This is a genomic window from Sediminibacterium sp. C3 (assembly GCF_000508085.1).
Taxonomy (GTDB): Bacteria; Bacteroidota; Bacteroidia; order Chitinophagales; family Chitinophagaceae; genus Sediminibacterium.
In genome coordinates, this window is the sequence record NZ_KI669560.1 from 2504480 (window position 1) to 2526777 (window position 22298).

Consider the following 22298-nt stretch of genomic DNA (forward strand, 5'->3'; position numbering starts at 1 on the left):
TTACCCTTATGGCAAAGACAAAAACTACCAAGACCAAATCAACAAAAACAAAATCTCTGGTGACTCCCCAATCCATGGATTTTTTAAAACAATACATTAATACCCCTTCGCCCGTTGGATTTGAAAGTGGCGGACAAAAATTATGGATAGAATACATTAAACCATATGTAGATACCATTTTTACGGATCCTTATGGAACAGCCGTTGGGGTAATTAACCCTACTGCCCCCTTTAAAATTGTAATTGAAGCTCATTGCGATGAAATCAGCTGGTTTGTTAACTATATCAACGAACAGGGTTTGATTTATCTAAAACGCAACGGAGGAGTAGATCATCAGATTGCACCTGCAAAACGAGTAATCATTCATGGCAAAAACGGACCGGTAAAAGCTGTCTTTGGCTGGCCTGCCATTCATACCCGTTTAAGCAATCCTGAACAAAAAGAGCCTGCTCCGAAGATTGAAAACCTTTGCTTAGACTGCGGAGCAAGTTCTAAAAAAGAAGTGGAAGCATTGGGTATTAGAATTGGCTCAGTTGTTACCTATGAAGAGGGTTACGATGAATTGGCCTACGACTTTATTATAGGAAGGGCTTTTGATAACAGAGTGGGGGGATTTATGATTGCAGAAGTAGCCAGATTGCTGAAAGAAAATAAAAAGCAGCTGCCCTTTGGACTGTACGTAGTAAATGCTGTTCAGGAAGAAATAGGATTAAGGGGAGCCGAAATGATTGCACGTAGAATTAAGCCAAATATTGCCATCGTAACCGATGTTACACACGATACCAGTACCCCCATGATCAGTAAAATTATTGAGGGAGATATCCAATGTGGTAAAGGGCCTTCACTTGCATTTGCACCTGCTATACACAACAAACTATTATCTCTGGTAGAATCCGTTGCAGAAAAAAATAAGATCCCAGTACAAATGCGAACTTTAAGCAGGAGCACGGGTACAGATACCGACAGTTTTGCCTATGCAAACGACGGATGTCCATCTGTTTTAATTTCAATTCCATTGCGATACATGCACACTACCGTTGAGATGCTGCATAAAAAAGATATTGAAGACACCATTAAACTCATGTATGAAACCTTATTAACGCTAAGCCCCAAAACAAACCTGAGTTATCTGTAAGCATGGAAAGCACTGAAAACAATACCATAAAAATTGCAATCCTTGACTTATATGAAGGACAGGCCAATGAGGGAATGCGTTGTATCAGAACCATTCTGTCCGATTGGAGTACAACCCACCAACAACCCATTGAGGTAAAGGAATTTGATGTTCGTTTAAACCAGGAAGTACCCGATTTAAGCTATGATATTTTTATCTCCAGTGGAGGCCCTGGATCTCCTTTGGAAACAGAAGGCAGTGCTTGGGAAGAAAAATATTTCGGATGGGTAGAAGCATTGAAAGATTGGAATGAAAATTCTAATTTCCCAAAAAAACATGCATTTTTTATTTGTCATAGCTTTCAATTATTCTGCCGTTACTTTCAGCTGGGAAACGTATGTAAAAGAAAATCTACCTCCTTTGGTGTTTTCCCGGTACATCAGATGGAGGACGGACATGCAGAAAAGGTTTTTGCAGGGCTGAATGACCCATTCTATTGTGTAGACAGCAGAGACTACCAGGTAATTGAGCCCAATCATGATAAAATAAACCGAATGGGAGGATCCATACTGGCGATAGAAAAAAACCGCCCACACGTTCCTTTGGAGCGGGCTGTAATGGCCATCCGCTTTACCGATTATTTAATTGGCACTCAGTTTCATCCGGAGGCTGATGCACATGGCATGGCCATGTATTTGCAAAGAGAGGACAAAAAGAAGGTAGTAATAGACACACACGGGGAAGAAAAATGGAAAAGTATGGTGGAACAATTGCTAGACCCGGGAAAAATCATGTGGACTTACCAGCATATTCTTCCTAACTTTCTAACTGAAGCCAGCAGGGAATTGATTCTTCATTAAAATACAAGTCATGGTATCAGCCATCAGAAAGCAATTCAATGAACAATTCAGCAGTAAAAAGTATCAGCTGTTTCTGGAAACTTTAAATGAGAAGTTTCCGGGAGCCATTGAATTCAGGGTAGCCGAAACTCCGGTTTTTATTAACAGTGAACTAAAGCATAAAATGCTTTCCGCCTGTGAGTCAATTGTAGATATATTGATACAGCCCGACTTTAAAGAGAAAAGCCAGAGAGCTATTCCTGAAAACCTTTATGTACCCAACGAAAATGCACATACGCATTTCATTGCTTTTGACTTTGGCATTTGTGAGAATGAAAAGGGAGAAATTGAACCACAATTAATTGAAATGCAGGGATTCCCTACCCTTTTTGCTTATCAGGTATGGCATGATCAGGTGATGCGTAAATGCTTTAAAATACCCGCTCAATACAGCTCATATTTTAATGGATTAACTGCTGATAGCTATTCCCAATTGCTTAAAGAAATTATCATTGGCAATTGCCAGCCGGAAGAAGTGGTATTACTGGAAATTCTTCCGCACGAACAGAAAACAAAAATTGACTTCTATTTTACTGAAGCATTAACGGGAGTTTCCGTTGTATGCCTAACAGAATTAATTAAAGAAGACAATCATTTGTATTACCAAAAAAACAACAAAAAAATCCGGATTAAACGCATTTATAATCGCATCATTTTCGACGATTTGCAGCAGCAGGATGCGACTATCCGGGAGAAAGGAAAAATTCTTTTTGAGCCCCTGGAAGTGGAATGGATTCCGCACCCTAACTGGTTTTACAGAATCAGCAAATACACATTACCTTTTATTCATCATCCCTATGTTCCGCAAACCTGGTTTTTGAATGAGGTAAAACAAATTCCAAAAGACCTGGAAAACTATGTATTGAAACCCTTGTTTTCATTTGCAGGCCAGGGAGTAGTAATTGATGTAACACCTGAAGATATTGCTGCCGTTAAAGATCCTGAAAATTGGATTTTACAAAGAAAGGTCAATTATGCTGCACTGATTGAAACCCCCAATGAACCCGCAAAAGCTGAGATCAGAATTTTTTACTTTTGGAAAGAAGGCGAAAAAAGACCATTTGCCACCAATAATCTGGCAAGATTAAGCAAGGGAAAAATGATTGGGGTTAGATACAATCAGGACAAAGACTGGGTTGGCGGAAGTCTTGCTTATTTTGAAGAGGACGCTTTATAACAGGAAAATGGAAAAAAGTTTATCGGAACATACCAGAAATATTCTGGGACTACAACTACCCACAGATCCAAGATGGGTAAACCTTGCAGAGATATCATTGGAAGCCATCCTAACCGATCACGCCTACTGTGAGCAGAAAGCAGCTTTAACCTGTATTTCTTATATACAAAGGTATTCTGATAAAAAGGAACTGGTGGAAGCTCTCTCTCCCATTGTTACAGAGGAGTGGGGACATTTCAGAGCAGTGCTCGCAGAAATTAACAAACGAGGGCTAACATTGGGCAAGCAAAGAAAAGATGAATATGTAAATCAATTATTGATTTTTCAGAAAAAGGGTGGCCATATTGAAGACCGGCTTTTGGATCAACTACTAACCATGGCATTAATTGAAGCCAGAAGCTGTGAAAGATTCAAAAGATTAAGCGAAGGCTTAGACGATGCCTATATGCGCAAGTTCTACCGAAGATTCATGGAAAGTGAAGCGGGTCACTATACCCTATTTATAAAGCTGGCGGAACTGTATATACCTAAAGCCAAAGTAAGAGCCCGATGGAAAGAATGGCTGGCGCATGAAATTGAAATCATGCAACACCTGGAAATCAGGGGCGACAGAATTCATTGATATAAAACCTTAAAAAATAAAAAACTCCCGATGTAGATCGGGAGTTTTTTTATGGTATCAGGATTAAATTACTCCTGTACTTTAAAGTCTACTCTTCTGTTCATTGCCTTACCTTTTGCAGTTTTGTTATCAGCAATTGGCTGACTGCTTCCGAAACCTTCAGCAGTTAATCTTGCAGCATCAATTTTTTGAGCTACTAAGTAAGCTTTCACAGCATTCGCACGCTTTAATGAAAGTGGCTGATTAATCTTATCGCTACCAGTAGCATCAGTATGACCTTCTACTAATAACTTTAAGGTTGGGTTTTCATTCAAGGCTTTTACTACCTTATTCAATTCAACTTTAGAAACTTTGGTTAATACCGCAGAACCAGTTAAGAATTGTACTTTCTTATTATCGAAGTTGTAAGTAGCTTTTAATTCAGGACAACCGTTGTTCTCACGAGTTCCCTTAATGGTAGGACACTTATCTTCTTCGTCGTTAACACCATCACCATCAGTATCCGGAATAGGACAACCCTGATAACGAGCTAAACCTGGAACAGAAGGACACTTATCTTCTTCATCATTAACACCGTCTTTATCGGTATCAGGTATTGGGCAACCATTATATTTGGCAACACCCGCAACAGTAGGACACTTATCGTTCTCATCATTAATACCATCTTTATCGGTATCAGGAACAGGACAACCATTGTACTTCGCAACACCTGCAACAGTAGGACATTTATCGTCCTTGTCGTTAATGCCATCCTTATCGGTATCAACCGGGGCTGGAGGAGCAGCTGGTGGTGGAGGTGGAGGAGCTACTTTTACAGGAGCTGGCTTGTCACCGATGGGTGAAGCAACGCCCATTGAATACGCTGTATGATTTACTGCTAATCCTGAGATTGCAGGGCGATACAATAATTGTGTATTTAAGAAAGTTTCATTTCCAAGATTAACTTGCAAACCTAAACCTGTATTTCCTTGTGCAGCAAAATAAGTTCCATTATACATTGAAGCACCTACCCCAAATGTCATGTAAGGAACAATAGTGTATTTGTCAGACAACATTTTAACGTTCACATTCGCATCAGCTTCCAAAAGGAACAATGATCTTACTGATTGAGGAACACCAGATCTAAAGTAGAAAGGATATTTGGAAAAACTTCCGTACAATCCTGCCATAAAATCTACGTGTTCAGAAATACCTTCAAAGTATTGAACATTCAAGCCCATTGACATTTCTTTAATGGGAGTAAAACCTCCACTCTGCATTACTCTTGAAAGAGAGGTTCTGCTAATTTTGTCAGCGGTGTACATATCATTTAAGAAAACACCTACTCCTAAGCTAGGTCTTTTCTTATAGCTAACAGGTGTTTGAGCAAAAGATGCAGTTGCCAAACCAACAGCTATCAAAGAAAATAGAAATTTCTTCATAAACAGGTTTTTGTTAATTTATCGCAAAAATACAAGCAGAAATTGGTTTTCTAAAATTAAGCTTGGTTTATCTTTTAATTATTTTTAGGAACCGGCGGCTCAATTACTTCAAGCTTTACCTTAGTGATACCCCTGTGTAAAAATTCCAATTTTTGAGCAGCAATGCGAGAAACATCAATAACCCTTCCCTTTTTCTTCATTTTAGGGTGCATTTTATCATTTATTCGGACCACTACCGATTTTCCATTGTGCAAATTGGTTACTTTAACCCAGGTGCCCAAAGGCAGATTATTGCTCGCTCCTGTAAAGGACTTACTACTAAATCTTTCTCCTGTGGCGGTTTTGATTCCATCAAAACGGGTACTGTAATAGCTGGCTTTCCCGGTAATCATTTTTCCGGTATAAACCAAATTAGCATTGGCTTTTAGGGTACTGTCCACAGCCCAGAGCAGGCTGTCTGGCAGAGGGGGATTAAAGAATACACTGTCTTGCACAGTCTGTGCATTCAGTGGACCGAAAAATCCAAAAATTAAGCCTATGAGAAAAAATTGACGCATTCATTGGGTTTACATGAACAATTGCGCAACTATAAGGTAAGCAATTTTACCGTAAGCTGCTTTTGCAGCCTCTATTGCCAAATAATGTGCCGAAGACCTATTCAAATAAAAGAAATCAATTATACAAAATATAATTAGCTGATTTTCAACAAAATATAATTATACAGGCGTAACAGCTACTACTGCATCCAAATTTAACTGGCCATGGATATGGGGGAATAATTCATCAATGGAACCCGCCAATTCAAAAATCAGGGGTCTTTCCACCTTGTCTTTCTGAATGGTTAATTTTACCAGTCCCGTCCTTCCCTGATAGTAACGGGACAATACGCCCGGAACCTGATCTTCGGTGCTGCAATGCATAAACCCTTCGGAAGCAAGTGTATCTGCTTCATAAAATCCTTTGCTTTGTGCTTCTTCCCATTGAGTTTGGGTAGTAATATGATAGATAAGTTCTCCGTTCATTAGATAGTTCTTTTCATTTTTTGTTCTAAAAGCATTAAATCGGTCAGTACCATGGCTGTAACCGCTTCCAATACAACCGGCACTCTTAGCGCAATACACAAATCATGCCTCCCCTTTATTGAAAATTTTTCCACTTCATTGGTTTCCCAATTAAGCGAGGATTGTTCCTTGGGCGTGGATGAAGTAGGCTTTACCACTATTCTGTAAAATAAATCATTCCCATTGGTTATACCCCCTACTACCCCTCCGGAATGATTGGTCTTTGTTTTGCCAGTAGCATCCATTATGGCATCATTGTGCTCGGTTCCAAACATGGTAGCAGCGGCAAAACCAGCGCCAAATTCAATACCCTTCACTGCAGGAATGGCAAACACAGCATGGCTGATTAAAGACTCCACTGAATCAAAGAAATGCTCTCCCAATCCGATTGGCAGTCCTGAAGTTCGGCAGGATACAATCCCTCCAACACTGTCTTTTGCCGCAATTGCTTTTTGCAAACCAGCTTCAATATCGGGTTCCCCCGCTATGCTTTCTATATTTGCCTGCACCTGTATTTGATGCTGACTCAATAATTTTTTAGCAATTACCCCTGCAGCCACCAGGCAAACGGTTAAACGGCCACTGAAATGCCCACCCCCTCTGAAATCTTCATGGCCGCCATATTTATGATGCGCTGTAAAATCTGCATGACCAGGTCGGGGAACAGCACGATGCTTTTCATAATCCTGGCTCTTGGTATTGTTATTTTCAAAAAAAATGGCAATGGGCGCTCCGGTTGTTTTTCCATTAAAAATGCCGGATTTAAAAATAGGCAGGTCGTCTTCTTTCCTTGGTGTAGTTCCTTTCTGAATTCCTCCTTTTCTTCGCTCAATGTCTTTTAGAAAATCTTCCTGAGATAAGGGTAAACCAGCCGGACATCCGTCAATGACCAATCCCACGGAAGCCCCATGAGATTCCCCGAAAATCTGCATCCTAAAGACTCTGCCAAATGCGTTCACGATTCTTACTGTTTAAAATTTAGTTATTGGTTATACTTAAATCTACACCTAATTGTTGCAAGTGCATGAAAAAATCAGGATAAGATTTATTGATTGCATCAGCGGCTTCAATTTCAACAGGTCCGGTTGCTTTGAGCGCAGCAACTGCTGTGGCCATGGCAATCCGATGATCATGATGAGAATGAACAGAAGCAGTCTTTAATGGTCGCAGCTGATTTCCTTCACTCATCCCTTTTACAATCATTAAATCGCCCTGCAACTGAACTTCTACTCCAAGCTTGGCAAATTCAGCCTGTAGGCTGATAGCCCTATTGCTTTCTTTGTGCTGCAAACGACTTACCCCTTCAATAACGGTAGTGCCTTCACAATAAGCAGCCAGTGCCACCAACGGAGGAAATAAATCAGGACAATCCGTTGCGTTAAAATGAAAAGCTTTCATAGGTAAGGGCCTTACTTCAATTTGCTTTTCTTGTATGGATAAACCGGCCCCTGCATCGGAAAGCGCTTGTAAAATTTTTTTATCGGCCTGGGAAGAAAAAACATTCAGCCCCTTAACAGTAATACTTCCGGCTATAGCTCCGGCAACCAGTAAAAATGCAGCTCCGCTCCAGTCGCCTTCCACGGTGTAGTTTATCTCTTGCTCATTTTTACTAAATCCATTGCCAGTAAATTCAAACCGCTCATATTGATGATTGACAATCTTAACCCCAAATGATTCCAATACTTCCAGCGTTAAATCTATATAGGGCTTACTTTTTAAATCCACTACAGTAATGCTGATATCCTTTGCGTTAGTTGCTGCAAATGCCATTAACAATCCGGTTAAAAACTGGGAGCTCAATGAGCCATCAATAGTAATATTGGCTGGTTGCAATGGGCCATTTATTTGCAAAGGCAGATACCCATCTTTTGATTTTGTGTCTACTGAAAGTTTGGGCATTACTTCATCAAAAAAATGCATGGGGCGCTTCAATAAACTACCTGAACCATTTATGGTAAGTTGTTGCTCACACAGCGCAGCAATGGGCGTAAACATGCGTATGCTCAAACCACTCTCTCCGCAATGAATGGCATTAGATAAAGGAGCTACACCATTAGAAATTACCTGCAAAGATCCATCTTCGAGCGCGCTTACTTTTGCACCCAATTTCTGAATGATATCAATGGCAGCCTGATCATCAAAACTATTTCCCGGATTAATAATCCGTGTTTTACCAATATGCAACAAAGCTGCCGCACAGGCACGCTGCATACAACTTTTACTTGCATTCGCCTGTATATTTCCCTGAACAGCAGATGGATGAATCCTTACAATCATCTTCCCCTTTCACATTAAAATTGTTTAAAAATAGTTTTCAGCTGCTCTATATGAATAGGCTGCACAACCCCTTTGCCGATTTTCCTGATAAGAATATACTGAACCACATCATCAGCTCTTTTTTTATCCTTCAGCATAATTTTAAATGCTTTGTCAGCATCAAAGCTTGCAACTGTTGGCAAGCCATAACGTTGCAGCAAGCGTATAATCTCTTCACCAGATTTAAGCATCAGCAAATGTTGAGACATCAGAGTAGCATAGGTCATTCCAATACTGATTGCTTCGCCATGACTAAGCTCATACATATTTTCAATGGCATGTCCGAGGGTATGGCCAAAATTCAACAGTTTCCTCTCCCCTGCTTCAAACTCATCCTGCTGAACCACTTTTATCTTAATATTCGCATTGCGCTTTATTAAATCTGCAAGTAAGTCGGGCTGCTTTTTGTATTTGGGTATGCTTTGCTGTGAAAGTTCCGCAAACATTTTAGCATCCTTAATACAGGCATGCTTTATGATTTCAGCAAATCCATTCTGCCATTCTTTTAAGGGCAGGGTTTTTAATACGCTGTAATCGTAAATTAAAAAGGAAGGCTGACGAATCAGGCCCACCATATTTTTATATACTCCTACATCAATTCCATTCTTTCCTCCAATGGCTGCGTCTACCATTGCCAGCAATGTGCTGGGGATATAACCGACTTTTACGCCACGCATAAATATCCCAGCCACATATCCGGTTATATCAGTAATAACACCTCCCCCAAATCCTATTAATATTGTCTGACGATTGGCACCCATTGCAATCAGCTGATCAATAATCATGTCCACTGTTTGCTGAACTTTGTATTGTTCGCCGGGTTTTAGTACGATGGTATTATAGCCCTTCAGTTTTCGCTGATGTGCTTTTAATATATTTTCATCTGTTATAACAACCGCCTTTTCCCTGGATACAATTTTATCGAGCAAATCAAAAGATGCACCAAAATAAAAATCGGTCTGAGTTCCGGAAAAAAACACCCGCTTCTTTTGCATATCAGGAATTCATGATTTTATTCTGGTGATTGATACTTTCCATATGTACGGCATCAAAATACTTTGTAATAAATTCCTGACTTAAACCCAGCTGAGCACCCTTTACGAATGCCCTTTCCAGAATGGCATTCCAGCGATTGGTCTGTAAAATAGTAATATTATTGTCCTTTTTATACTGACCAATTTTATCTGCAACTTTCATTCTTTGTCCCAACAGTTGTAATAGCTCATCATCCAACTGGTTTATCTGGGCTCTCATCTTATCCATCTGAACATGCAGCTCTTCTGAAATGATGTCTTCTTTTCTCCAGATCATCTGATCAATCATCTGACTTAAAACCTCAGGTGTAATTTGCTGCTTTGCATCGCTCCATGCATTATCCGGATCAATATGACTCTCAACAATCAATCCATCAAAGTCAAGGTCAATGGCTTTCTGTGCCACTTCCTGTAAAATATCACGACGACCACAAATATGAGAGGGGTCATTGATCATCAACATTTCAGGGAAACGTCTTTTCATTTCAATGGCCAAATGCCACATGGGGGCATTGCGGTATTCTGTATTGCCATAAGAACTAAATCCTCTGTGAATCAATCCAATTTTTTCAATTCCGGCTTTTGAAACTCTTTCAGCTGCCCCAATCCACAATTCCAAATCCGGATTAATTGGATTCTTTATCAAGACTGGCACATCCACTCCCTTCAATGCATCAGCTACATCCTGCACACTGAATGGATTAACTGTTGTTCTTGCGCCGATCCATAATACATCAACCCCAAAATGTAAAGCATCTTCAACCTGTTTACCCGTTGCAACTTCAACAGCAACTGGTAAGCCAGTTAACTCTTTTGCTTTTTGCAACCAAGGCAATCCCTTGGTTCCCACCCCCTCAAAACTTCCAGGACGGGTTCTTGGTTTCCAGATACCTGCTCTTAAAATATCTACTTTACCGGTAGCTGCCAATCGGGTGGCAGTAGCCAGCACTTGCTCTTCTGTCTCGGCACTGCAAGGTCCTGAAATAATTAAAGGGCGCTTCGCTAAAACAGTCTGAATACTGGCTTCCTGTTGTAATGTCTGTTCCATAATCAAAAATCAGTTTAGAAATATTATCTGCGGCCTCCGCTGTCCGCATCATTCATACGGATACTTCTGCCTTTGTATTTTTTACCATCGAGTGAACGTATCATTTGCTGAGCAGCAGATTTCTCAATTTCAATCCAGCTGTTCATGTCTTTCATATCAATTCTTCCCAACACGTCTTTTTTCAAATCGCTCATATCTAAAATAAACTGCAGGAAGCTGGCTTTATAAAATCCATCTTTGGTTCCGAGATTCACAAACAATCTGCTGTAACCTCCGCCTGCTTTATATTCTTTGCGACCATCGCCTCGACCAGTATCTCTTAACCCTTCTCTTCTGCTAGCTCTGTTTTCACCACGATCATTGGCATCACGTTTTGCAGAACGATCTCTTTCCCGCACATTCAGATCTTCAGAATTTTCATAGTATTTAAGGAAACGATCGAATTCCATTGCAGCCACTCTTTTCAACACATCTTCCTTGCTTACTTCTGCAAACTTTTCAGCCAACATGGGTACATAGGTTTCGTAGTCACCATGGCTGATATCTGCCGACAACAATTTGTCCATAAAGAAGAAGAACTGCTTTCTGCAAACATCTTTACCAGATGGAATATCCAGTTTGCTAAATTTACAATTATTGATTCTCTCAATTTGCTTCAACTTATACGTTTCTTTAGCATGAACTATTGAAATACAAATTCCATGATGTCCTGCTCTTCCGGTTCTTCCGCTTCTGTGTGTATACACTTCCACATCATCCGGCAATTCAAAATTGATTACATGGGTAATCCCCTGTACATCAATACCCCGTGCTGCCACATCGGTTGCAATTAATAACTGCAGACTTTTATCTCTGAACTGGCCCATTACTTTGTCTCTTTGCCCCTGAGTAAGGTCACCATGCAAGGCATCAATATCGTATCCTTCTCTGGTTAATCGTTCAGATATTTCCTGTGCATCAACTTTGGTTCGGGTAAATATGATACCGTAAATACCAGGATTAAAATCAATAATACGCTTCAGTGTTTCATAGCGATGATGCGCAGTAGTTACATAATATTGGTGATCAATACTTTTATTGGCAGTATTCACTTTGCCCACGGTTACTTCCTTGGGATCATTCATGTAACGCTTGCTAACTTTTCTGATTTCAGGCGGCATGGTAGCACTGAATAACCAGGTACTGTTACGCTTGGGTGTATTCTTAAGAATAAACTCAATATCTTCCTGAAAACCCATGTTCAGCATTTCATCAGCTTCGTCTAATACAACATAGCTAATTTGCTCAAGGTTAATGGCTTTTCGCTCAATCAGATCAATCAGTCTTCCGGGAGTAGCTACAACAATCTGTACCCCCTTTTTCAAATCACGGATTTGTAAGCCGATGGAAGCACCTCCATATACTGCTACAACCGAAACCCCGGTCATATATTTCTTGAACAACTCAATTTCCTTCACAATCTGAAGGCATAACTCTCTGGTAGGACATACTACCAATGCCTGTGGATATTTTGCTGCTGCGTCTATAATGTGTAACAAAGGGAGACCAAATGCGGCTGTTTTCCCCGTGCCGGTTTGCGCCAAACCGATAAAATCAGTAGTCCCGCTTAATAAAACCGGGATCGCCTGTTCCTGAATTGCAGTTGGGTTCACATACCCCAACTCTGTGGTTGCTCGAATTAAACGCTCGTCAATTCCCAACCCTTCAAATGTAATCATGTAATCTAAAATTTGTGCAAAGGTACTCTATATATAGGGCTTTGCGGTGTTTTACTTAAGTATTCTCCTTATTCCATTGGCATTTTCAATCAATTCCTGCAAATAATCATAATTCTCTTTTTCCAGACAGGACTTGAATTTTCTTAACTGACTGATGTGCTCATTCAACACATCCAGTACATTGTCCCGATTTTGCATAAAAATGGGCACCCACATTGCTGCATTGCTCTTTGCCAGTCTAACTGTACTCTCAAATCCACCACTTGCCAACTCAAATATGGCATCTTCCTCTCTTTCCTTTTCCAGTACCGTATTGGCCAGTGCAAATGAAGTGATATGCGAAATGTGACTGATATAGGCAACGTGCATATCATGTGCATCCGCTTCCATATAAACCAGATGCATTTCCAACAAAGCATATATGTCTTTTACCAGGTTAAGTGCATCATCATCCGATTCATCCGCATTACAAATTACAGTAGCTTTCTGCTTAAAAGCATGCTTTACAGCTGCATCAGGTCCACTGTTTTCAGTTCCCCACATGGGATGCGTTGCCACGAATCTTCCCCTTTTGGAGTGTTGGGCAACCAGCCGGCATAGCGCCAACTTAGTGGATCCCACATCAAAAACAACCTGCTTATCTACCTGATCTAATAATAGAGGCAAAATTATCTCTGTTGCGTTAATAGGTGTTGCTAAAATTACCAGGTCCGATGCTGCAACAGCATCTTCCAATGACATACAAATATCAGCCAGCCCCAACTCAACAGCTCTTGCAGCGTGTTCCGGATTAGATTCTACTCCAATCACTCTGGTAGCAAATCCCCTATCCTTCAAAGCCAGTGACATGGATCCACCGATTAACCCCAACCCAATTATTGTTACAACCATCTTATTTCTTTCTTATTTTGTTTGTTCATCTTTCCTATTTCCGATGATTCGCTGTATGGCCTGATCAAATTTTTCAACCGACCCACACAGACTCACCCGAACAAATCGATTACCCGCGGTACCAAAGATTCCTCCGGGTGTTATAAATACATTTTTATCGTACAGCACTTTATCGCTTAATTCGTAACCATCTTTTATGTCTTCAGGTATGCTAGCCCACACAAACATACCCACCTGATCTTTGTGGTAGGTACAACCTAAAAGATCCAGTAATTCAAAAACTTTTTTTCTTCTTTCAGCATAAATGCCATTGATTGCATCATACCATTCTTTACCCAATGCCAACGCCTTAGCAGCTGCATATTGCACAGGAAGAAACATGCCACTGTCCATATTGCTCTTGAAAGTGAGCACTTCATTAATTCTCTCCGACGCACCACATAACATACCTACTCTCCAGCCCGCCATATTCTGACTTTTGCTTAATGAATTAAGTTCCAGCGCAATTTCCAATGCACCGGGAACCTGTAAAATACTAAGCGGCTTATCGTTCAGTATGAAACTATAAGGATTATCATGGCATATCAGAATTTGATTTCGCTTTCCAAAATCAACGATTTCCCGGAACAATTTTTCTGTTGCCTGTTGACCAGTTGGCATATGGGGGTAGTTCACCCACATGATTTTAACCTTACTCAGATCAGTTTTTTCCAATTCTGCGAAGTCGGGGACCCAATGACTGCTTTCCTTCAACTCATAATAAACAGGGGTTGCGCCCGATAGTTTTACCGCACTGGTATAGGTTGGGTACCCCGGGTTGGGAACCAATGCTTCATCCCCTTCCCCCAAATAGGTCATACAGATATGCATAATTCCTTCTTTACTTCCCAGTAAAGGAAGAATCTCCGTGTCTGGATTCAATTCTACCCGGTACCAGTTTTTATACCAGTCGGCAATGGCATTTCTTAAAACTGGTTGTCCTTTGTACGACTGATAAGCATGCGAATCAGGCAATTGGGCTTTGGCCTGTAATGCCTCTATCACACTCGGGTGTGGAGGTAAATCAGGACTTCCGATTCCAAGGTTGATTATATGCTTGCCTGCTTTGTTTAATTGATCAATTTCTCTCAGCTTTTGAGAGAAATAATACTCACCAATTCCATTCAACCTATTTGCAATAGTTCCTTTCATAATATTATTCTGGTTTATCCCTTAATTAATTTTCCTTTCCGGTAAATACCAAACACTTTTACATTATTGGTTAGATCCTGAATTTTCAATAGCATTTTTTCGAACTGCTTAATTTGCTCAAACTCCATATCAGCATAAAAACCGTATTTAAAATGACTACCGGGGATAGGCATGCTTTGCAGCTTACTTAAGTTGATTCCTGTTGAAGCTACCTGTGTTAAAACTTTGGACAAAACCCCTTTGGTATGATTCGTCTGAAAGTAGATAGATGCTTTATTGGCATCTGCAACCGGCATTGCTTCTTTTGATCTTTTCAAAATCAGAAACCGGGTAATATTATTTCGCTGTGTCTGAATATCGGGAGCCAGAATCTGAAGCCCATAAATTTCTGCCGCCAATTTACTGGCAATAGCTGCCACATGTTTACAGTGGTGTTGTTTAACGTATTGAGCACTCAAAGCAGTATCTTCTGTTTCAATTAACTTATACGGATGCTGCTCCAGAAAATCAAGGCATTGCAACAAAGCCATTGGATGACTATGCACTTCTTTAATGTCCGACAATGCTACTCCCTTATTAGCCAACAAATTCTGACTGATTGACAAATATACTTCCCCTACTATGGTTAAGCTTGCTTTATGTAATAATGAGTAATTGGGTAAAATACTGCCTGCAATTGAATTTTCAATGGCCATAACTGCACCATCAGACTGTTTGCTGTCCAAAGCCAATTTAACCAATTCACGAAAAGACCCGCAGGGAATCACAGACACTGTTTTCCCAAAAAATTGCCTGGCAGCAACCTGATGGAAACTTCCTTCATAGCCCTGAATGCAAATTCCTTTGGGAAGCATCTGCGGTTTTAATTTTGTATTTGAGCTGGGCATTCAGTGTTAATTTTAAATGATTATATGGTGTACAGAGAAAAAAAAATCCCGGCAATCTGCCGGGACCTATATTTTGAGTTTACAACTTTACGCGATAACAAAACGGACCCGGCTCCTTCTTTCAAAGTAGAAATAAAAGAAAAAATAAAACCAGTTGTTAAATGCCGTTTGCATGTATCAAATATAAACATTCAGTTGAATGCAAAAAAAGATTTTCAAAAAAAATAAACTACGGTTAGTTAGTTTCTGACTGAAAGACACTTAAAAAATAAGCCCCTCCGTGGAAACGGAGCGGCTTCTAACGATTGCTTGCCATATGAAATTCTTAGGTCTGTTGTTCCTGATCTGCAAGCCAGATACACAGGATCTCTTCACCAACAGACGATTCAATTACTTCTTAGCAGTTGTATCAACAGTTGCAGCAGTTGTATCAACAGTTGCAGCAGTTGTGTCTACAGTTGCAGCAGCAGTATCTACAGTTGTTGCAGTAGTGTCAGCAGCAGCTTCTTTGTTTTCTCCAGCGCAAGATGCGAATACGCCTAAGGCCAAAACGAATAATAATTTTTCATTTTTTTCTTTTTAAGTTTGAATGATTACTGATTAATACTGCAATGAAGAAAAGGTAACCCCTTAAAAATCCTTTTTTTTCAAAAAAAATTTTTAGCCCTATTTTGGGTTACTTTTAATAGACAAACGTATTAAAGACACAGACAGTGAAAGGAGATACGAACGAACAAGCATTACTGAAAGGTCTGGCTCACAACGATTCAAAGGCTGTTGAAATCATATATAAAGAAAATTTTAATATGATTCAGGCTTTTATCCTGAATAACAATGGGAGCTATGACGAGGCTAGGGATATTTTTCAGGAAGCAATGATTGCTTTATATGAAAAATCTCAAACCGATTCTTTTGTATTGACTTGTCAGATTAAAACTTATCTCTATTCTATTTGCCGCAGACTTTGGTTAAAAAGACTGCAACAAATGGGAAGGTATACTGGCTCAATAGATGGATTTGAAGAAACGGTAGCAGTTGAGGAAGATTTGGAAAACCATGAAAAGAGAAATGCAGAGTTTGCTATCATGGATCGGGCACTGAATAGTTTAGGTGAACCCTGTAAAAGTTTATTACAAGGATATTACCTAAAAAAAATGGACATGAATGCATTGGCAGCAGAATTTGGCTATACCAATGCAGATAATGCCAAAAATCAGAAATACAAATGCCTGATGCGATTGAAGAAACTTTTCTTTTCACAATATAATATCGGTGAATAATTGCTAAAACAAAATTTGCCGGACAAAAGAACAGAACCTTGATGGATGACATTTTATTACTAGACGCAATTGAACGTTATCTCAGCGGAGAAATGAGTGCCGAAGAGCGCACCTATTTTGAGAACCTGAGAAAGACAACTCCTGAAATTGATCAGATGGTGGTTGAGCACAATATGTTCCTGCACCAGATTGCGGACTATGCAGCCAATATCCAGATTAAACAAACCTTGCACGAAGTTCACCAGCACTTACTTGAAAGAGGCGATCTGAATGAAGGTGGAGCCCTGAGTTCTAAGGGAAAAGTGATTCAGTTCTGGAACAAATACAAAAGAGTAACAGCCATTGCAGCATCTGTAGGAGGAGTAATTGCTTTATTCATCAGCGGATTGGCCATGTATTTCTCTACTTCGGTGAATGACCCCAAATTGGAGCAACTGGGTAAAGACCTGGAAGTAGTAAAAAAGAACCAGCAGGCCCAGGGAAATATCATTAATGAAGTAACGTCTAAAATCCCTACCAATGCAAGACTTTTAAGCGGAGGTTCAGGGTTTCTTGTAGATCCTAAAGGCTATATTGTTACCAATGCCCATATTCTGAAAGGAACAGGAGCCATTGTTGTAAACAGTAAGGGGGCTGAGTTTAAATCTTCTATTGTTTTAATTGACCACGATAAGGACCTGGCTATTTTAAAAATCAACGATGAAGAATACGAGGCGGTAAAGACCATTCCTTATAGTATTCAGAAAACCAATTCTTCATTAGGCGAAGAGATTTTTACCTTGGGCTATCCTAGAAATGAAATTGTATATGGAATGGGGTATCTGAGTGCCAAAACAGGCTTCAACGGCGATTCACTCTCCTACCAAATTCAAATCAGTGCAAACCCAGGAAATTCTGGAGGTCCGGTCTTCAATAAGAATGGTGAGGTAATTGGCGTTTTAAGTACCAGACAGGCACAGGCGGACGGAGTTGCATTCGCTGTTAAATCAAAGAATATCCATTCGATTATAGAAGACCTGAAAAAATCAGATACTGCATTCAGAAAGGTTAAAATTCCAGCCAAGTCTACCTTGAAAGGAGTGGAAAGAAAAACACAGATTACCAAAGTTGAAGATTGTGTATTCTTTGTAAAAGCTTACACTAAATAAAAAACACTGGTTTTTATTTCATCCACTAAGTACAGCAAAGAGTCAAAATAATTTAAAGTAGTACAAATAAAAATCCCGGTCATTTCTGATCGGGATTTTTATTTTATGCATTTTAGCTTTAGTACTGCCTTATCACATTTACAGACAGTGGCTGATTTTCAAGCTGAACGAAAGGAATTATTTCCAAAGAGAAGCCGGATATACTTTAGCTTCAACTAAAGCATTAATGGCTGCCTGCACTCCCGGAGCATCCTCTTTGTAAGTAACCCCGAACCATTGAGCAGAAGTTGGAAGAACTTTTAATACGCCTTTTCCAGATTGGATAAATTCATTGGCTGCGTAGGGTATAAAGAATTCTGACTTTAACTCCTGACCTTTTGCCTGCAGAAACGCCGTGAACATATCTTCACACATATCAATAAAATCTGGTGAAAAACAGAAATAATTCATGCTAACCAGACTATCTCCTGGCAACGGATGTTTGCCAGTCTCGTCTTCATAAACAATTTCACCGTTTTCCCTATAGATTTTTGTTCTTTCGTTAATTTCTGTAAGGTTCTGGCTGGCATCTGCTGTACAAACTCCACGACTTACACTACCATTTTCACTTAGTGTTTTCTGTAATTCATAACCCACCAAGGCAAAAGTGGATGCATTGCACTGAGAATTTAAAAAAGCAACCGCTTTATCAAATGCATCACGGCCATAGTAATCATCTGCATTAATCACTGCAAATGGCTCATTTACCTTACCCTTGCAGCAAAGCACTGCATGAGCCGTTCCCCATGGTTTTGCCCTGTCTGCCGGAATAGGATAACCCTTGGTATAATCTTCGAGGTGCTGGTAAACATAGTCGGTTGCAATTTTCCCTGCAAGCTTGGGCTCGAATATGGACTTGAATTGTTCTGCAAACTCTTCTCGTATGATAAAAACAACTTTTCCGAATCCCGCTTTAATAGCATCGTAAATGGAATAATCCATTATCGTCTCTCCATCCGGACCAAAAGACTGAATTTGTTTCATACTTCCGTAGCGACTGGCCATGCCAGCTGCAAGAATAACTAGGGTAGGTTTCATAGTTTTATTTTACCTATCAAAGTTAAAACAATTAACATTGCAACAATTCTTTATAGAATGTTTCCTGACATAAATCATATAGCACTGGACAGATTGGGTAAAATAAACGGTAGTACTATCCCTGTTTCTGTATTGAGGACCGACCTGATTCACCCTGTCATCAGTGGAAATAAATGGTTTAAGCTTCGGTTTTACCTGGATGAAGCGGTAAAACAGGGCTACAAAACGATTGGAAGTTTTGGCGGGGCCTATTCTAATCATATTGTAGCATTGGCTGCCGCTGCAAGGATGAACGGACTGTCATCTATTGGCATTATCAGAGGAGAAGCAGATGATTCCCCTACTTTACAGGAAGCAAGAGAATGGGGGATGAAAACCATACCAGTTTCCAGGCAATCGTTTAAAGTCAGGGAGGAAATTATATCCGCCTTCCCCAACACAAACGAAATTTACTGGGTGGATGAAGGAGGCTACGGAATTTTGGGGGCTAAAGGAGCTTCTACCATCTTATCCGTGATGGATTGCAGTGGGTTCACTCATATTCTTTGCGCCTGCGGAACGGGCACAATGGCAGCAGGTTTAATTATGAGTGCTGCTGAACATCAAAATATTATTGGCATAAGTGTGCTAAAAAACAATTTATCTCTGGAGGAAAGTATTGCCGGATTATTACCGGTGGCCCTTCATAAAAAGATTAAAAGTCTGCACGATTATCATTTTGGGGGTTATGCCAAGCACCCCAAACAGCTAATCGCCTATATGAATGACTTTCACCAAAGAACCCATATCCCTTCGGATATCGTTTACACTTCCAAGTTATTCTATGCTGCGGAGGATTTAATTCAAAAAGGATATTTTGAAGAGAACGCAAACGTATTGTTAATTCATAGCGGAGGACTACAGGGTAATAGAAGCTTGTCTAAAAACACCCTTTGCTTCTAAAGACTTCAAATTATATTTGTATACGTATGAAAGTCTTGTATTTAATTCTTTTCCTTTTTTTGTGCACTCAATCAGCAACCGCTCAAAAACGAGGCAGATCAAAGCGTAATTCCAAGTCTGACACACAAAAAGTTTTATTGAATAATAAACTCTTTAAAGAACTAAATAAAAAAGATTACCAGAAATTCAGAGACTCTATTTTTAATTTTACAAAAGATAGTTTAAGCCGGATAAATAAGAATACGGTCGCCTATTTCCCTGCACAAACCGACACCATTACCCAAAGCTGGACGCCATCTCAATACGTATATACCAACAACTTCGGAAATTTAGTTATCAGCCTGAACAATACCCAACATAAAAGGTACAGTTTGTTTATCTACAGCGGATTAAAACTATTGATTAACCTTACGAATATCCAGGAAGATCAAATCATTCTGGAAAAAAGTAATTTTTACCATAGTGGATGGTACCAGTTTGAATTGTATTGCGATGGAATTATGCTTGAAAAAAACAAGTTTCTGTTACAATAAATACAGCCTGTTTATTTATTTCTTGCCAGGTAAGGCTAAGATTAAGTCAACTTACAATTGAATAGCTGTTCAAAATGTTTCTTAACACGGTATTTAACTTCTGACATATCCACTACTCTACCTAATTCCTGCGCCAAAGAAGTCACCTGTTTATTCTGTATGCCGCAGGGAACAATATGGTCAAAATAACTTAAATCAGTATTTACATTGAAAGCAAAACCATGCATCGTTATCCATCGGCTGCATTTAATTCCCATGGCACATATTTTCCGCTCTTTCCCTTTTACATGAGCGTCCAGCCATACCCCAGTTTCCCCTACACTTCTTTCTCCCTTTAATCCGTAATCGGCCAGGGTATTAATAAAAACTTCCTCCAGGGTTCTTAAATACCAGCCCAGGTCTGTTTTAAATCTTTCCAGATCTAAAATGGGATATCCCACCAATTGACCGGGACCGTGAAATGTAATATCGCCTCCACGGTTAATATGAAAATATTCTATCCCTTTCTTAATTCTATCCGCCTCGGAAATCAATACATGCTCCTCTTTCCCATTCTTACCCAATGTATAAACCGGTGGATGTTCAACGAATAACAGGTGATGAGTCGTTGGTATTTGATCTGGCCTTGTATTGGCTGCTTCCCCGAATTTAAAATTCATTTTAATATCAGCATTGGCCTTCAACAGCTTCTCCTGGTTATCCCAGACTTCTTTATATGACTTTACTCCCAGGTCTTCAAAAAGGACTTCTTGTAACATACCACAAAAATAAAGCTAATTTTGCCCTATGCACGTAGATACAGAATTAATTTCAGAAGAGCAGTCTGATGCATTGTATGAACGAAAGGTCTTTATGGTAGATAAAGGTCAGGAACCCTATCGGATAGATAAATGGGTACAGATGCATATGGAAGGATCTACCCGTAACAAAGTACAACAAGGGATAGAAGCAGGATTTTTAACCGTAAATGGTAAAACGGTTAAAAGCAATTACAAAATAAAGCCAGGAGATGAAATTGTGCTGATGAGCCTGGTAAATCCAGAACATACTGTTCTAAAAGAAGAGCCCATACCGCTGAATATAGTTTATGAAGACGAGGTACTAATGGTAATCAATAAGCCAGCCAATATGGTTGTTCACCCTGGAGTAGGAAATTTCAGTGGAACCCTATTAAATGGCGTTGCTTATTATTTAAGGCAGCAAAACCCAACTATCAGTGAAGACAGCTTACCCAGGTTTGGACTGGTTCATAGAATAGATAAGAATACAACCGGCTTGATTGTGTTGGCCAAAACGGGGGAAGCGGCAGCGAATCTGGCCAAGCAATTTTTCAATCATACTGTTAAGCGTAAATATACCGCATTGGTTTGGGGAAACATGGAAAGCGAAGAAGGAACCATCAATGCTCACATTGCAAGGCATAAACAACACCGAAAAATGTTTGATGCCTATCCGGATGGAGAAACCGGAAAACATGCCATAACCCATTATAAAGTGCTGGAAAGATTTAATTATGTAACACTGGTCGAATGTCATCTGGAAACAGGCAGAACGCACCAGATCAGAGTGCACATGAAGCATATTGGTCATACACTCTTCAATGATTTTGAATATGGAGGGGATAAAATATTAAAAGGAACCATATACGCCCGGTACAAACAATTTGTAGACAACTGTTTTGACCTTTGTCCCAGGTGCGCCCTACATGCAACTACATTGGGATTTGTACACCCTGTTACCGGCAAGGAAATATTCTTTGAATCAGAAATTCCGCAAGACATGAAGCAGGTAATAGAAAAATGGAGGTCGTACAGCAAGGTTTAACATTTTCTTAGCAACCACTGCACTGAACAGTCACTTAATGAATTGATAAATAAAAAAGGAAGCTGAAAAAAATCCGTAGTATTACGCAAATTTGTACGGAGAGAAAATTTACAC

The 22298-nt window shown here is 39.8% G+C and carries 23 protein-coding genes; 9 read left to right on the forward strand and 14 right to left on the reverse strand.

What is annotated here, in order from left to right; genetic code table 11:
- The first annotated feature begins 8 nt into the window (after positions 1 to 8).
- From F777_RS0111590 to F777_RS0111605, 4 genes are read left to right on the forward strand one after another with little or no spacing between them, the layout of a single operon-like run.
- Positions 9 to 1136, forward strand: coding sequence for a M42 family metallopeptidase (locus F777_RS0111590; RefSeq protein WP_026752182.1), 1128 nt, complete (start codon positions 9 to 11; stop codon positions 1134 to 1136).
- A gap of 2 nt (positions 1137 to 1138) precedes the next feature.
- Positions 1139 to 1975 carry a type 1 glutamine amidotransferase gene (locus F777_RS0111595; protein ID WP_026752183.1) on the forward strand — a complete coding sequence of 279 codons (837 nt, stop codon included), beginning with the start codon at positions 1139 to 1141 and terminating at the stop codon, positions 1973 to 1975.
- Positions 1976 to 1985: 10 nt separating this feature from the next.
- Complete coding sequence (locus F777_RS0111600) at positions 1986 to 3191, forward strand: hypothetical protein (protein ID WP_026752184.1); 1206 nt, start codon at positions 1986 to 1988, stop codon at positions 3189 to 3191.
- A 7-nt stretch (positions 3192 to 3198) separates the two neighbouring features.
- Complete coding sequence (locus tag F777_RS0111605; RefSeq protein ID WP_026752185.1) at positions 3199 to 3813, forward strand: MiaE family protein; 615 nt, start codon at positions 3199 to 3201, stop codon at positions 3811 to 3813.
- Between the two features lie 68 nt (positions 3814 to 3881).
- On the opposite strand, the gene F777_RS17405 is transcribed toward F777_RS0111605, so the two are convergent.
- The 12 genes from F777_RS17405 to F777_RS18090 form a co-directional block, all read right to left on the reverse strand.
- Positions 3882 to 5234, reverse strand: a complete 1353-nt coding sequence (locus F777_RS17405; protein ID WP_051408591.1) for an OmpA family protein — start codon at positions 5232 to 5234, stop codon at positions 3882 to 3884.
- A 74-nt stretch (positions 5235 to 5308) separates the two neighbouring features.
- Entirely contained in the window at positions 5309 to 5791 is a 483-nt protein-coding gene (locus F777_RS16640; protein WP_051408592.1) for a septal ring lytic transglycosylase RlpA family protein, read from the reverse strand.
- Positions 5792 to 5950: 159 nt separating this feature from the next.
- On the reverse strand, positions 5951 to 6256 hold the full coding sequence (locus F777_RS0111620) for a DUF952 domain-containing protein (RefSeq protein ID WP_026752186.1): 306 nt from the start codon (positions 6254 to 6256) through the stop codon (positions 5951 to 5953).
- Positions 6256 to 7254 (reverse strand): chorismate synthase, encoded by a 999-nt coding sequence (locus F777_RS0111625; RefSeq protein ID WP_026752187.1) that lies wholly within the window; start codon positions 7252 to 7254, stop codon positions 6256 to 6258. Before F777_RS0111625 ends, F777_RS0111620 begins: the two co-directional genes overlap by 1 nt.
- Positions 7255 to 7273: 19 nt before the next feature.
- Positions 7274 to 8572, reverse strand: a complete 1299-nt coding sequence (aroA, locus tag F777_RS0111630) for a 3-phosphoshikimate 1-carboxyvinyltransferase (RefSeq protein ID WP_026752188.1) — start codon at positions 8570 to 8572, stop codon at positions 7274 to 7276.
- Positions 8573 to 8586: 14 nt separating this feature from the next.
- Positions 8587 to 9606, reverse strand: a complete 1020-nt coding sequence (gene aroB, locus F777_RS0111635; RefSeq protein ID WP_026752189.1) for a 3-dehydroquinate synthase — start codon at positions 9604 to 9606, stop codon at positions 8587 to 8589.
- 1 nt (position 9607) lies between these two features.
- Positions 9608 to 10693, reverse strand: coding sequence for a chorismate mutase (locus F777_RS0111640; protein WP_026752190.1), 1086 nt, complete (start codon positions 10691 to 10693; stop codon positions 9608 to 9610).
- Between the two features lie 23 nt (positions 10694 to 10716).
- Positions 10717 to 12411 (reverse strand): DEAD/DEAH box helicase, encoded by a 1695-nt coding sequence (locus tag F777_RS0111645; RefSeq protein WP_026752191.1) that lies wholly within the window; start codon positions 12409 to 12411, stop codon positions 10717 to 10719.
- A gap of 51 nt (positions 12412 to 12462) precedes the next feature.
- A complete protein-coding gene (locus tag F777_RS0111650) occupies positions 12463 to 13302 on the reverse strand; it encodes a prephenate dehydrogenase (RefSeq protein WP_026752192.1) in 840 nt (279 codons plus the stop codon).
- 12 nt (positions 13303 to 13314) lie between these two features.
- Positions 13315 to 14493 carry a pyridoxal phosphate-dependent aminotransferase gene (locus F777_RS0111655; RefSeq protein WP_026752193.1) on the reverse strand — a complete coding sequence of 393 codons (1179 nt, stop codon included), beginning with the start codon at positions 14491 to 14493 and terminating at the stop codon, positions 13315 to 13317.
- 14 nt (positions 14494 to 14507) lie between these two features.
- Positions 14508 to 15380, reverse strand: a complete 873-nt coding sequence (locus F777_RS0111660) for a prephenate dehydratase (protein WP_071790322.1) — start codon at positions 15378 to 15380, stop codon at positions 14508 to 14510.
- A 390-nt stretch (positions 15381 to 15770) separates the two neighbouring features.
- Positions 15771 to 15929: a hypothetical protein gene (locus F777_RS18090; RefSeq protein ID WP_173399630.1), complete on the reverse strand. Its 159-nt coding sequence runs from the start codon at positions 15927 to 15929 to the stop codon at positions 15771 to 15773.
- Positions 15930 to 16093: 164 nt separating this feature from the next.
- Here F777_RS18090 and F777_RS0111675 point away from each other — a divergent pair, with 164 nt between their 5' ends.
- Together F777_RS0111675 and F777_RS0111680 are read left to right on the forward strand one after the other, a co-directional pair.
- Positions 16094 to 16660: an RNA polymerase sigma factor gene (locus tag F777_RS0111675; protein WP_026752197.1), complete on the forward strand. Its 567-nt coding sequence runs from the start codon at positions 16094 to 16096 to the stop codon at positions 16658 to 16660.
- A gap of 41 nt (positions 16661 to 16701) precedes the next feature.
- Positions 16702 to 17808: a S1C family serine protease gene (locus tag F777_RS0111680; protein ID WP_037369419.1), complete on the forward strand. Its 1107-nt coding sequence runs from the start codon at positions 16702 to 16704 to the stop codon at positions 17806 to 17808.
- Between the two features lie 177 nt (positions 17809 to 17985).
- On the opposite strand, the gene F777_RS0111685 is transcribed toward F777_RS0111680, so the two are convergent.
- The gene (locus tag F777_RS0111685; RefSeq protein ID WP_026752199.1) at positions 17986 to 18885 is read right to left on the reverse strand and encodes a nucleotidyltransferase family protein; all 900 of its coding nucleotides are present in this window, start codon (positions 18883 to 18885) and stop codon (positions 17986 to 17988) included.
- Between the two features lie 57 nt (positions 18886 to 18942).
- Here F777_RS0111685 and F777_RS0111690 point away from each other — a divergent pair, with 57 nt between their 5' ends.
- Positions 18943 to 19827, forward strand: coding sequence for a 1-aminocyclopropane-1-carboxylate deaminase/D-cysteine desulfhydrase (locus F777_RS0111690; RefSeq protein ID WP_026752200.1), 885 nt, complete (start codon positions 18943 to 18945; stop codon positions 19825 to 19827).
- A gap of 137 nt (positions 19828 to 19964) precedes the next feature.
- A complete protein-coding gene (locus tag F777_RS0111695) occupies positions 19965 to 20360 on the forward strand; it encodes a hypothetical protein (RefSeq protein WP_152530909.1) in 396 nt (131 codons plus the stop codon).
- A gap of 41 nt (positions 20361 to 20401) precedes the next feature.
- On the opposite strand, the gene lipB is transcribed toward F777_RS0111695, so the two are convergent.
- Positions 20402 to 21118 carry a lipoyl(octanoyl) transferase LipB gene (lipB, locus tag F777_RS0111700; protein ID WP_026752202.1) on the reverse strand — a complete coding sequence of 239 codons (717 nt, stop codon included), beginning with the start codon at positions 21116 to 21118 and terminating at the stop codon, positions 20402 to 20404.
- Between the two features lie 28 nt (positions 21119 to 21146).
- Here lipB and F777_RS0111705 point away from each other — a divergent pair, with 28 nt between their 5' ends.
- Positions 21147 to 22184, forward strand: coding sequence for an RluA family pseudouridine synthase (locus F777_RS0111705; protein ID WP_026752203.1), 1038 nt, complete (start codon positions 21147 to 21149; stop codon positions 22182 to 22184).
- The last annotated feature ends 114 nt before the right edge of the window (positions 22185 to 22298 follow it).